Annotated in this window: 12 protein-coding genes; 6 read left to right on the top strand and 6 right to left on the bottom strand. The window is 71.5% G+C overall.

What is annotated here, in order from left to right; all coding sequences use genetic code 11:
- Positions 1-48: 48 nt before the first annotated feature.
- Both IG84_RS0118170 and pstS read left to right on the top strand, forming a co-directional pair.
- The gene (locus IG84_RS0118170) at positions 49-1,800 is read left to right on the top strand and encodes a chitinase (protein WP_031058092.1); all 1,752 of its coding nucleotides are present in this window, start codon (positions 49-51) and stop codon (positions 1,798-1,800) included.
- A 209-nt stretch (positions 1,801-2,009) separates the two neighbouring features.
- Positions 2,010-3,092, top strand: a complete 1,083-nt coding sequence (gene pstS, locus IG84_RS0118165; RefSeq protein WP_245659393.1) for a phosphate ABC transporter substrate-binding protein PstS — start codon at positions 2,010-2,012, stop codon at positions 3,090-3,092.
- 84 nt (positions 3,093-3,176) lie between these two features.
- Here pstS and IG84_RS0118160 read toward each other — a convergent pair whose 3' ends face one another.
- Positions 3,177-3,530 carry a hypothetical protein gene (locus IG84_RS0118160; protein ID WP_031058089.1) on the bottom strand — a complete coding sequence of 118 codons (354 nt, stop codon included), beginning with the start codon at positions 3,528-3,530 and terminating at the stop codon, positions 3,177-3,179.
- 241 nt (positions 3,531-3,771) lie between these two features.
- On the opposite strand from IG84_RS0118160, the gene IG84_RS0118155 reads away from it, so the two are divergent.
- Together IG84_RS0118155 and IG84_RS0118150 are read left to right on the top strand one after the other, a co-directional pair.
- Positions 3,772-4,491, top strand: coding sequence for a response regulator transcription factor (locus IG84_RS0118155; protein WP_031058088.1), 720 nt, complete (start codon positions 3,772-3,774; stop codon positions 4,489-4,491).
- A complete protein-coding gene (locus tag IG84_RS0118150; protein ID WP_031058087.1) occupies positions 4,488-6,119 on the top strand; it encodes a sensor histidine kinase in 1,632 nt (543 codons plus the stop codon). Before IG84_RS0118155 ends, IG84_RS0118150 begins: the two co-directional genes overlap by 4 nt.
- Before the next feature lie 58 nt (positions 6,120-6,177).
- On the opposite strand, the gene IG84_RS0118145 is transcribed toward IG84_RS0118150, so the two are convergent.
- Genes IG84_RS0118145 through IG84_RS0118130 form a run of 4 tightly spaced genes read right to left on the bottom strand, consistent with a single transcriptional unit; the run spans position 6,178 to position 10,143 of the window.
- Positions 6,178-7,401 (bottom strand): ABC transporter permease, encoded by a 1,224-nt coding sequence (locus IG84_RS0118145; protein WP_031058084.1) that lies wholly within the window; start codon positions 7,399-7,401, stop codon positions 6,178-6,180.
- Positions 7,398-8,135: an ABC transporter ATP-binding protein gene (locus IG84_RS0118140; RefSeq protein ID WP_031058083.1), complete on the bottom strand. Its 738-nt coding sequence runs from the start codon at positions 8,133-8,135 to the stop codon at positions 7,398-7,400. The genes IG84_RS0118145 and IG84_RS0118140 overlap by 4 nt, the downstream gene beginning before the upstream one ends.
- A 29-nt stretch (positions 8,136-8,164) precedes the next feature.
- The gene (locus tag IG84_RS0118135; protein WP_051861917.1) at positions 8,165-9,523 is read right to left on the bottom strand and encodes a peptidoglycan-binding domain-containing protein; all 1,359 of its coding nucleotides are present in this window, start codon (positions 9,521-9,523) and stop codon (positions 8,165-8,167) included.
- A 44-nt stretch (positions 9,524-9,567) separates the two neighbouring features.
- Complete coding sequence (locus IG84_RS0118130) at positions 9,568-10,143, bottom strand: regulator of G-protein signaling domain-containing protein (RefSeq protein ID WP_037800451.1); 576 nt, start codon at positions 10,141-10,143, stop codon at positions 9,568-9,570.
- A gap of 149 nt (positions 10,144-10,292) precedes the next feature.
- Between IG84_RS0118130 and IG84_RS0118125 the strand changes: the two genes are divergently transcribed.
- The gene (locus tag IG84_RS0118125; RefSeq protein ID WP_245659392.1) at positions 10,293-10,874 is read left to right on the top strand and encodes an SRPBCC family protein; all 582 of its coding nucleotides are present in this window, start codon (positions 10,293-10,295) and stop codon (positions 10,872-10,874) included.
- Positions 10,875-10,903: 29 nt separating this feature from the next.
- Here IG84_RS0118125 and IG84_RS0118120 read toward each other — a convergent pair whose 3' ends face one another.
- Positions 10,904-11,428, bottom strand: a complete 525-nt coding sequence (locus tag IG84_RS0118120; protein WP_031058073.1) for a hypothetical protein — start codon at positions 11,426-11,428, stop codon at positions 10,904-10,906.
- A 104-nt stretch (positions 11,429-11,532) separates the two neighbouring features.
- Here IG84_RS0118120 and IG84_RS0118115 point away from each other — a divergent pair, with 104 nt between their 5' ends.
- Positions 11,533-11,988, top strand: a complete 456-nt coding sequence (locus tag IG84_RS0118115; protein WP_031058071.1) for a MarR family winged helix-turn-helix transcriptional regulator — start codon at positions 11,533-11,535, stop codon at positions 11,986-11,988.

Raw genomic sequence — 11,988 nt, 5'->3', positions numbered from 1 at the left:
ACCGTCCCGTACGTGCCCAGGTTCGCCTCTTCCGCACCGGAAACAGTCATGCCCCGTACCGCAGATGTCAGACCCGGCCGGCACAGACGCCGGCTCACGACCCTCCTCGCCACCGTCGCGGCCTTCCTCTGCACGACGAGCGGCGCGCCGGCGGTCGCCGCGCAGACGGCCGCCACCCAGACCGTCCTCGCCCCACAGGCCGACGTCAACGTCGCCAAGAACGCCGGCTACGAGTCCGGACTGAGCAACTGGACGTGCACGAACGGCAGCGGCACGACCGTCGCGAGCCCCGTGCACAGCGGCACGAGCGCCCTGAAGGCCACCCCCGCCGGCTCCGACCACGCCAAGTGCGCGCAGACGGTCGCGGTCAGGCCCGGCTCGACGTACCGGCTCAGCGCGTACGTCCAGGGCTCGTACGTGTACCTCGGCGCATCCGGCACCGGAACCACCGACGTCTCGACCTGGACGCAGGGCGGATCCAGCTGGCAGCAGCTCAGCACCGGCTTCACCACCGGGCCGAACACCACCTCCGTGACCGTCTACACCCACGGCTGGTACGGCCAGCCCGCCTACTTCGCCGACGACGTCAGTGTCTTCGGGCCCGACGGCGGTGGCGGCACCGATCCGGTTCCGGGCATACCCGCGACCCCGACGGGCCTCGCCGTCGGCTCCGTGACGCCGTCCTCCATCGCCCTGACCTGGAACGCCGCCAAGGACGCCACCGGATACACCGTCTACCGCGACGGCGCCAGGGCGCAGTCCGTCAGCGGCACCTCCGCGACCGTGACCGGCCTGAGCCCGTCCACCGCGTACCGCTTCCAGGTCGCGGCGACCAACGCGGCCGGCGAGTCCGCCAGGTCCGCCGAGGTCACCGGCACCACGTCCGCCGACGGCGGGCCCGGCGGCAACCCGGCGGTGCCCAAGCACGCGGTCACCGGCTACTGGCAGAACTTCAACAACGGCGCGACCGTCCAGAAGATCAGTGACGTGCCGGGCCAGTACGACATCATCGCGGTCTCCTTCGCCGACGCCACCAGCACACCGGGCGCGGTCGACTTCCACCTCGACACCGCGGGCCTGAACGGCTACACCGTCGACCAGTTCAAGGCGGACATCAAGGCCAAGCAGGCGGCCGGCAAGTCGGTGATCATCTCGATCGGCGGCGAGAAGGGCACCGTCTCCGTCAACGACGCGGCCTCGGCGGCGAACTTCGCGAACAGCGTGTACGCGCTGATGCAGGAGTACGGCTTCAACGGCGTCGACATCGACCTGGAGAACGGCCTCAACCCCACCTACATGACGCAGGCGCTGCGCGCCCTGTCGCAGAAGGCGGGTGACAGGCTCGTCCTCACGATGGCCCCGCAGACCATCGACATGCAGTCGACGTCGGGGAGCTATTTCAAGACGGCGCTGAACGTCAAGGACATCCTGACCGTCGTCAACATGCAGTACTACAACAGCGGGTCGATGCTCGGCTGCGACGGCAAGGTCTACTCCCAGGGGACGGTGGACTTCCTGACCGCGCTGGCCTGCATCCAGCTCGAGGGCGGCCTCGACCCCTCCCAGGTGGGGATCGGCGTGCCCGCCTCCACGCGGGGCGCGGGCAGCGGATACGTCGCGCCGAGCGTCGTCAACGCCGCCCTGGACTGCCTCACCAAGGGCACCGGCTGCGGCACCTTCAGGCCCGCGAAGGCCTACCCGGGGCTGCGCGGCGCCATGACCTGGTCGACGAACTGGGACGCGACCGCGGGTAACGCCTGGTCCAGCGCGGTCGGCCCGCACGTCCACGGGCTGCCGTAGCAATGGCCCGCACGGCCGTGTTCACCTGGCCGTGATCCAGACATCACCTTCTGTTCGCCCGCGCGACACTCATCTCGCACGAAAGATCAGCGAGCATTCACGTGCAGTTCGTTGTGTCGAGATGAGTGTGGCGCGTGAGGGGAAAAAGAGTGCAAAGCCGACGTCGGGTCCGTATCAGGCGTAGGAGCCGATGGAGCACTCTGCTCACCGTGGCCAGTGCGGGCGCCCTGCTGCTCGCCGGGTGCGGGGCGCAGGCCACCGATGAGGCAGACCAGAGCCGCCGGTCCCCCGAGCCGGTGCCCACCGGCATCGACTGCGCAGGTCAGGGCAAGGCGCGCGGCTCCGGCTCGACGGCGCAGCAGAGCGCCATGGAGCACTGGATCGACGCGTACCAGCGGGCCTGTCCGGACGCGCAGATCGCCTACAACCCGCTGGGGTCGGGTGCCGGGGTCGCGCAGTTCCAGCGGGGCGCGACCGCGTTCGGCGCCACCGACGGGGTGCTGAGCAAGCAGGAGATCGAGTGGTCGCGGGAGGTCTGCCGGGGCGGCCGGGCGATCCATCTGCCGATGGCCGGCGGCCCCGTCGCCATCGGTTTCCACCTGCCGGGCGTGGACCATCTCGTACTGGACGCGCCGACTCTGGCGAAGATCTTCGATTCGCGCATCACAACCTGGGACGCCCCGGCCATCCGGAAGCTGAACCCCGGCACGAAGCTGCCGTCTCTCCCCATCCGGCCGATGCACCGCTCGGACGACTCGGGCACGACCCAGAACTTCCAGGAGTACCTGGCCGGCGCCGCGTCCGAGGACTGGCCGCACTCCGCCGGGAAGGCGTGGCAGGGCAAGGGCGGTGGCGCCGCGACCGGTTCCTCCCGCGTCGCGGCCCAGGTGTCCTCCTCCAGCGGGGCCATCGGCTACTTCGAGCTGTCCTTCGCCGCCGCCCACAAGATCACTACGGTCAGCATCGACACGGGCGCCGGCGAGCCGGTGGCGCCCACGACGGAGACGGCCTCGGCCGGCATCGGCGCCGCCGAGATCGTGGGCAAGGGCAAGGACAAGACGCTGGCGTTCGACTACGCCGCGCCGAAGCCCGGCGCGTACCCGATCGTCCTGATGACGTACGAGCTCGTCTGCGACGAGGGGAACCAGGCGGCTTCCCTGCCGGTCCTGAAGTCGTTCCTGACCTTCACCGCGGGCCCCGAGGGCCAGAAGCGCCTCGCGGCACTGCACTACGCCCCGCTCCCCGGTCCCGTCGCGACGGAGGTCCGCCGGGCGGTGCGCACGCTCTCCTGAACCAGAGCTGTTCTGGACAAAGCTGTCGTGAACAGGGAGGGGCGGCCCCGGCGGGGCCGCCCCTGACTGCATGGTGCGGTGCGATCAGAAGCCGCAGTACACGCTGGAGCCGTAGTCGCTCAGCAGGTCGTCACGGACCCAGCCGGAGGTACCCGTGCTGTCATTTCTGAGGTACGTCCAGGTGTAGTCGCCGGCCACCGTGTAGCAGTGGTAGTCGAGCCGGTGGCCGGAGTAGGCGATGCCGTTGCTCGCACAGCCGGTGCTGGACCCGCTGCGCTCGTTGGCACCGCTCGCGGTGGCGTTCCAGGCGCTTCCGTCCTTGTCGGCGGCGGTCTTTCCGCAGGACGCGGCGGCCACCGCCGGAGTGGAGAGAGTGAACGGAAGGCAGACGGCCACCGCCGCGATGGCGGGCAGAACGGCTGCGAGTCGACGCTTCATAAAATCCCCCAGTTGCATTCTTTTGTTGTCACCGCTGGTTGGCACCGCTCCTGTTTGCCGGGTGGCTTGGGTCAAGAGCAGTGACCACTGCATCGCATGGGATGCACGTGGCGTTAGTACGATCCTGTTCTGAACATGGCGAAGAAAGCATTCCGCCCCGGAGTGACCGATTTCGGGTGTCCCAGAGGCCGAAAAGGCGCTACGGGCGCACAAATTGGCACATCACGTGAGGAGAGGCACGTTGAGCGCTCGCATACTGGTCGCCGAGGACGACGTGAAACAGGCCCGCCTGATCCGGCTCTACCTGGAGCGGGAGGGGAACGAGGTCCAGGTCGTGGGCGACGGCCGCGCCGCCGTGGACCGGGCCCGCTCCTCCCGGCCCGACCTCATCGTGCTCGACGTGATGATGCCGAACGTCGACGGACTCGACGTGTGCCGCATCCTGCGCGCCGAGTCGCAGGTGCCGATCCTGCTGCTCACCGCGCGCACCACGGAGGAGGACATGCTGCTGGGGCTGGACCTCGGGGCCGACGACTACATGACCAAGCCGTACAGCCCGCGGGAACTGACCGCGCGGGTCCGGGCGTTGTTACGGCGGGCGAAGGCGGCGGGGCGTACGGAGCCCACCGTGCTCACGGTCGGGGACCTGGAGGTCGACACCGCGCGTTTCGAGGTGCGGGTGGCCGGGGAGCCGGTCGTGCTGACCGGCAAGGAGTTCGCCATTCTGACCGTGCTCGCGGGCGAGCCCGGCCGGGCGTTCACGAGAGCCCAGATCATCGACCGGGTCTTCGGGTTCGATCAGAACGTCCTGGAGCGCACGGTCGACGCGCATGTGATGAACCTCCGGCGGAAGCTGGAGAAGGCGGGCGGCCCCGACGGCCCGCGGTATGTGGAGACGGTGTACGGACGGGGTTACCGGCTGGCGGCCGGGCAGCCCGGCCCGGAAGGGGCGGCACGGTGAGTTTCCGGCTGCGGGCGCTCGCCCTGCTGATGCTCGTCGCGATGGCCGCCACGACGGCGACCGCCTGGCTGACCTGGCGTCAGGCGACGCGGCAGGCCGCCGATTCCGTCACCGCCGGACGGCAGGTGGTCTCCCGGATCACGGGTGAGCTGTACTCCTACGGCTTCGCGCACGGCACCTGGGAAGGCATCTCCCCCACGGTGAGCCGGCTGGCGAAGGACACCGGCCAGCGCGTCTGGGTCGCCACCGAGGCCGACGAGCTGCTCGCCGACTCCGACGCCCTCACGGGCCGCGAGCCGCGCGCGGTGAGCCGGCAGCCCCCGGTCCTGGTCGACCCGCGCCCCACACTGCGGCTGCCGACGGACCAGGTACCGCTGGCCTCGGTCAAGCGCACGGTCACGGCGATCGGCGAGTACCGGGCGGCCGCGGCCTATGCGGCCTGCCTGACCCGGGCCGGGGCCAAGGTGACGGCCCGGCCGAACAGCATCGGCGTTCCCCGCATCAGTACGGACGGCAAGGCGCCGGCACAGTGCGAACAGCCTGCGGCGGCATCCGACCCCAAAGCCTCCCAGGACCACGCGGCGGTCCAGAAGTGCGAGACCGAACGGCGGTTCACCACCTGCCTGCAGCGGACCTTCGACGAGCGGATCGGCGCTGCCGCACCACCGCGGCTCCAGGTCCGCCTCGGGGTCCGCGACGAATCCCCGCCCACCCTGGCCGCCGCGCCCACGGTGGCCGTCGCGGTCGGGGTCGCCCTCGCGGCCATCCTCGGCGCGCTGCTGCTGAGCAGGGCGGTACTGCGGCCGATCCGCGCCCTGACGCTGGCCGCCCGGGGGCTCGGAGACGGCGAGCTGGGGCAGCGGGTGCCGGTCTCCGGGCGGGACGAGATCGCCGAACTGGGGCGCGCCTTCAACCGGATGGCCGACTCCCTCCAGGCCGGCGAGGAACGCCAGCGCCGCCTCACCGGCGACATCGCGCACGAGCTGCGCACTCCCCTGGCCAACCTGCGCGGCTACCTGGAGGCGCTGCAGGACGGGGTCGTGGAGCCGACGCCCGAACTCCTCGCGTCCCTCCACGAGGAGGCGATGCTGCAGCAGCGGATCGTGGACGACTTGCAGGACCTGGCGCTGGCCGAGGCAGGCGCGCTCACCTACCACCGCGCCGATGTCGAACTGCGCGACCTGCTGGAGACCTGCCGCACCGCCCACCGCGCGCAGGCCGAGAGCGCGGGTGTCGCGCTGGACGTGGCGGCACCGCGGCGGACGTACACGGTCGCCGACGCCGACCGGCTGCGCCAGGTCATCGGCAATCTGGTCGGCAACGCGATACGGGCCACGGCGCCGGGCGGCACGGTCACCCTGGCGCTGGCCTCCCGCGACGACCTGGCGGTCCTCCAGGTCCGCGACACCGGCACGGGCATACCGGCGAAGGACCTGCCGCACCTCTTCGACCGCTTCTGGCGCGCGGACGCGGCCCGCGGACGCGCCACCGGCGGCAGCGGCCTGGGCCTGTCCATCGCCCGGCAGATCGTGCGCGACCACCGGGGGACGATCGAGGTGGAGAGCACGGTGGGGGTGGGGACGGTCTTCACGGTGACGCTGCCCGCGGGGCCGATGCCTGCCGACTGAGCCGCTCACGGCGTTCATCCGTCGCCGGTCACGACCCCGCGAGCGCCTCGGCCGGCCGTCACGACCCCGCGAGCGCCTCGGTCGGGGAGAGCCGGCCGGCCCGTACCGCCGGATAGAGGCCCGCCGTCGCGCCGATCAGCAGCGTGACGGCGATGCCGGCACCGGCGGCCCACACCGGTACCTCGGTCGGCCAGTCCCGTACGTATGCGTACGCGGCGGTGATCGCCGTACCGAGTACCGTCCCGCCGAGGCCGCCCAGCGCGGACAGCAGCAGCGACTCGGCGACGAACTGGCCGCGGATCTGGCCGCTGGTGGCGCCCAGCGCGCGGCGCAGACCGATTTCCGGGCGGCGTTCGAGCACCGAGATGACCATGGTGTTGCCCACCCCGACGCCGCCCACCAGCAGCGCGACCCCGCCGAGGCCGAGCAGCAGCCCGGTCAGCGCGGACTCGGTGGCCTCCCGCGCTGCCAGCGCGTCGGAGGGCCGGGAGACCAGCACCTCGTTCGGCTGCGCCGGATTCGCGGTGGCCGCGAGGACGTCGCGTACCGCCGTCACGCGGTCGTTCCGGGCACGTACGTACACGGTCGACGGATGGCCGTCGAAGCGCAGGTACGTCCGCGCCGCCTGCCACCCGATCAGCGCCGAACTGTCGATCTCCGGGGCGAGCGGCGCCGGTTCGAGCACGCCCACGAGCGAGAACCACTTGCCGCCCAGCCACAGCCGCATTCCGGGCGTGTACGCGTCCAGCCGCCGGGCCGCCTCGGCGCCGAGTACCACCGCCGGATACTCCTCGGTCGCCGACGCGAGCCACCGGCCCGTACGGACGCTGCCGCCGATCGCCGGGAGCAGCCGCGGCTCGGCCGCCGCCACCTGGACGCTGCTCGTCCGCCCCACGGGCACATGTGCGTTGCGGTAGACCGCGGCGCCGTCCAGCACGCCGACCGCCGCCACCTGCTGCACGGGCCCGATCCGCCGGATCATGGGCACCGCCTCCTCGGGGAGGCGGGTCTTGCGGCCGTCGGGGGTCTGGCCGGGGGCGACGCGCAGCATGTTGGTGCCCAGCGCGTCGAGCCTGCGGTCGACCTCGGCCCGGCTGGAGCTGGAGATGCCGACGACGGCGACCATCGCGGCGACCCCGATCGCGATCCCGAGCGCGGACAGGAAGACCCGCAGCGGCCGGGTGCGCAGCCCGGTCCCGCCGAGCCGGACGATGTCGGCAGGGCTCAGACGGGCGGGACGCAGCGAGGTCGTACGCTCTCTCCCTCGGCCTCGGCGGCTCATCGCTCCTCCCCGGAGCCGGTACGGACACTGGCGGTACGGCCGCTGTCGGTGCGGCCGCTGTCGGCGATGATCCGGCCGTCGCGCATTTCCACCCGCCGGTCGAAGGCCGTGGCCATCTCCCGGTCGTGGGTGATGACCACCACCGTGGTGCCGGCCGTGTGCAGGTCGCGCAGCAGCTCCAGTACCGCGGCGCCGGAGGCCGAGTCGAGATTGCCGGTGGGCTCGTCGGCGAGCAGCAGGGCCGGCCGGCCGATGACGGCACGGGCGACCGCGGCCCGCTGCCGCTCGCCGCCGGAGAGCTGGTGCGGAAGGTGGTCGATCCGGTGGTCGAGACCCACCCGGGTCAACGCGTCCGCGGCCCTGCGCCGGCGTTCGCGCAGCGGCACGCCCGCGTACAGCAGCCCGTCGGCGACGGTGTCCAGTACCGGTACGCCCACGGCCAGATGGAACTGCTGGAAGACGAAGCCGATGCGCTGCGCGCGCAGTGCGGAGACCTCCCGGTCGGACAGCTCGGCGATCGCGTAGCCGTCGACGGTGACCCGGCCGCTGGACGGCCGGTCGAGGGTGCCCATGAGATGCAGCATGGTCGACTTTCCCGAGCCGGAGTGGCCGACGACGCAGGCCAGTTCGCCGTACTCGATGACCAGGTCCACGCCGTCGACCGCGGTGACATGGCCGGGGTAGGTCTTCGACACACCCTCGAACTCGATGACGGGAGCGACTGGTTGTGGCATCGGCGGGCCCGGAGAGCGGGTCGCTGAGGTCACTTGGGGATCCTCACCTTCATGCCCTCGTGGACCTCGGGTCCGCTCACCTCGACCCGGCCGTTGGCGAACAGCCCGGTCTTCACGGGTACGAAACGGCTTGCCCCGTCGGTGTTTTCGCCGTCGGCGCCTTTGCCACTGCCGTCGGCCAGTTCCAGGCCGTGACCGCCCTCGGCCAGGGCGACGAGGGCGGCGACCGGAACGGTCAGTACACCCTTGCGCTGCTCGACCACATAGCGCACGGTGACCGGGCCGCTCTCCATCCTGCCCAGCGACTCCTGGTCGTCGAAGGTGATCACCACGGACACGGTGGCCGCCTTCGTTCCCGCGTCGTCACCGCCGTCCTCGCCTTCGGCATTCCCCTCGCCCTCGGCGGCGGACGCGTCCTTGCCCACGCTCGCGACCTTGCCCTGCACCGAACGCCCGTCCGGGAGTTCCACGGTGACCTCGCTGCCCCGTCGTGCCCAGTCGGTGTCGGCGGCGGGCGCGGCCACGGTGACCATGCGGGAGGTACGGGTGTAGCTCACCGGGCTGCCGGCGGCCTCGGCCCCGACGCGCACGCTGGTGCCGGCGATCCGTACCGGACCGGACGCGTAGACGATGTCACCGGCGTCGACCTTGCCGGTCCCCGGCACACCCAGGTCCTTCTGCCAGCGCTTGACTGCGTCGGCGGTCAGTGTGGTGTACGTGTCATCCACGGTGAAGCCCGAGTAACCGAGGGCCTGGAGGTTGGTCTCGAATTGCTTGACGTCCATGCCCCGCAGTGGGGTCGGCGCGGCGGGCGGCGCGGGCTGCCGGCCGGGCGGGGTGCCCCCGTCGATGTCATCGACTCCGTCGGCGCCCTTGGCCCCGTCGGCGCCCCCGTCGGTGTTTTTGGTCCCGTCGGCGTCCTCGGCTCCTTCGCCACTGCCGCCGGCTTCGCCGCCACCCGTGGTCGCCGGTTCCTGCTCCACCATGCCCAGATCGCGGTACATGGGCAGGCTGCCGTACAGCAGTACCACCGGGCGGTCGTCGACGCGCAGTACGGTCCCGCCGCGTCGTATCGTCCGGTCCGTCTCGGGCAGCCAGGTCACCGTTCCCTTCGCCTTGACGGGGAACGGGACCTCGGGCCCGTGGCCGAGCCGGCCGTCGATCTCCGTCTGGTCGGTCAGCGTGCCACGAGTGACCGGTACCGCCTGGCTGCTCCTGCTCTGCCCCGCTTGACCGGCGTCCGCGCCGCCCCCGCCCAGCCCGAGGGCGCCGACCGTACTGACCCCGGCGACCAGGAGTATCCCGGTCCCCACGAGCACGGGGCCGCGCCTGCGCCGCCCGGCTCTCCGGCCGTCGGCGCGGCTCTCCGATTCCCGTCCCGTGTCCATGGATTCCTGCCCCTGCCCGTCAGCTTCCTGCCCTGCTCTGCCCATCAGCCCTTGGGCGTGGGCGCGTTGTCCGGGATGCCGATGATCGAGGCGCACTTGCGCGCGGCCCGCTTCGCACCCGCCGACGTCGAGTCCCACTGGACGTCGCGGAAGTGGCCGTCCTCACCGGTGTCGGGGAAGTCGGGAGCGCCGTGCTCCTGCATGCACGTCGCGTACTCCCGGTTCTTCCCGATCTCCTCCTTGGAGAGCTCGGGCTGCTGCTCCTTCTGGACGCTGTCGGGGACGGGCAGGCTGAGGTCAGCGCACTTCTCCTGGGCCTGGAGGGCCTTCTGGTCGCGCTTCCACTTGGCGTTGTCGCCGAAGTCGACCCGGCCCTTGGCGTCCGGGTCGGGAACGTCGAGTCCCGCGTCACGCAGGCACTTGACCCACTTGCGCTGCCCCTCGACGTACTCGGCCAGCTCACCGGCGCCGCTCTTGGTCGCGCTCGCGCCGGTCTTGCCGTTACCGGCGGACGCGATGTCGTCCCCGCCGTCGTCGCTCCCGCAGCCGGTCACCGTCAGCGCCACCACCGACACCGCCCCGACCAGCAACCGTCCCCCGAACCACCGACGCGAACCCATTCCTGCGCTCCTCATCCCTCGGCCACCGCCCGGCCCACCGGGGCCGGACGCGCCGAATCTAGAACCGCCCTGATGAAGAACCTATGAAGAAGCCATCAAGAACTTCTCCGCACGATCCGAGGAGAGAGAGGAGAAGGCAGGAGCGAGAAATGGAGGAACGGGAAATGGCGGCACAGGGAATGGAAGAAGGCGGAGAGCGGGAGCGCGACGACGTCGAACGCGGACGCTTCGTCGAGCACGAAGGACGGCCGGCCGTGCGCTTCCGGCGGAGCCGCCCGTATCCGGTCGAGCGGGTGTGGGCCGCCGTGGCCGAACCGGCGGGCCTGGCCCACTGGTTCCCGTCCCAGGTGAAGCTCGAACCGAGGACCGGAGGCGCGATCGAGTTCTCCGGCGACCCGCACGCGGCGCCGACCACCGGCACCGTCCTGCGGTACGAAGTACCCCACGCCCTGGCCTTCACCTGGGGCGACGACGAGGTACACCTCCAGGTCGAGCCCAATGACGCGGGCGGCTGCACGCTCACTCTGCTCAACGTGCTGGAGACCCGCGACGCCGCCGCCCGGAACGCCGCGGGCTGGACCGTCTGCCTCGCCGAGCTCGACAAGCACCTCGCCGGGCGCGCGACCGCCGGCCCGCACGGCGCCACTGCCGAGCCCTGGCGGCCGGTCTACGACACGTACGTCGCCGAGGGGATGCCCCACGGCGCACCGATCCCTGACACTGACGCCTGACCGCGGTCAGCAGGGGGCGGTGTCAGGACTCAGCAGCCGGTCCGGGTCAGGGTGAAGCGCATTCGGGCGTGGTCGTCCTTGCCGAGCGCGGTGGTGTAGGTCGCGTGGGTGACGCGGTACCAGACGTCGTCCTTGCCGGCCCTGCCGTTGACGTCGTCGAGCTGCACGCACCAGCGTTCCGGCCGGACGATCCGCCGGTACGTCTCCGTGCCCTGCCGGACCTTCCGGCACTTCTCGTACCGCTCGGTGGTGTACCACGTCTTCTTCTTGCCGCCACTGCGCTTGGTGTGCTTGACGCGCTTCGTGGCGGGCGCGCACTTCTTCACCTTGTGCGGCCGAGTGGCCTTGACCGTCTTCTTGGTGACGTGGCGGACGCCGGCGCGGAGCCCCGTGACGTCGTCCGAGTGCGGGCGCGCGTCCTGGGCGCTCTTCCCCGTGCCGTGGCCGCTGCCGTCGCTCCCCCGGTGGCCGTCCGCTCCCGCTCCGCAGGCGCTGAGCCCCGCCACGAGAAGCGCGGTCAGTCCGGCCTGTATCAGTCGCTGCTTGGTGAGCATGTCTCCCTCTGCGGTCGCTCCGGCAGCGGTCAGCGTAGCTGATCTTCACAGCTCGGCCGGTGCATCGGAAGCCGTCTGCTCATCTATTGAACTATGCTGAAGAGATGTCCTCCGGCGAAGAGCTCGATCACGCGGCCGTCGAACTGCGCAACAGCCTGATGCGTGTGGCGCGGCGGCTAAGGGCACAGCGCCCGCCCGGTGAGCTGACGCTCGGCACGATGGCGGTACTGGGGCGGCTGGAGCGCGACGGCCCGGCGACCGCGAGCGAACTGGCCGCGGCGGAGCGCATCACCCCGCAGTCGATGGCCCGCCCGGTGGCGAGGCTCGTGGAGCTGGGGCTGGTCGAGCGCCGCCCCGACCCGGCGGACGGACGGCAGACCCTGCTGCATCCCACGGACGAGGGCCGGGAGTTGATCCGAGCCGATCGCGCGCGCCGGGACGTGTGGCTGGCCCGCGCGATGGCGACCCAACTCAACGACGTGGAACGCGATCTGCTGCTGCTCACCACCCGCCTGCTGGACCGCCTGGCCGCCGCCCCCGACGCCCCCACCGAACACTGA

The organism is Streptomyces ochraceiscleroticus (assembly GCF_000720485.1).
GTDB lineage: Bacteria > Actinomycetota > Actinomycetes > Streptomycetales > Streptomycetaceae > Streptomyces > Streptomyces ochraceiscleroticus.
This window is presented reverse-complemented; position numbering and strand designations above follow the sequence as displayed.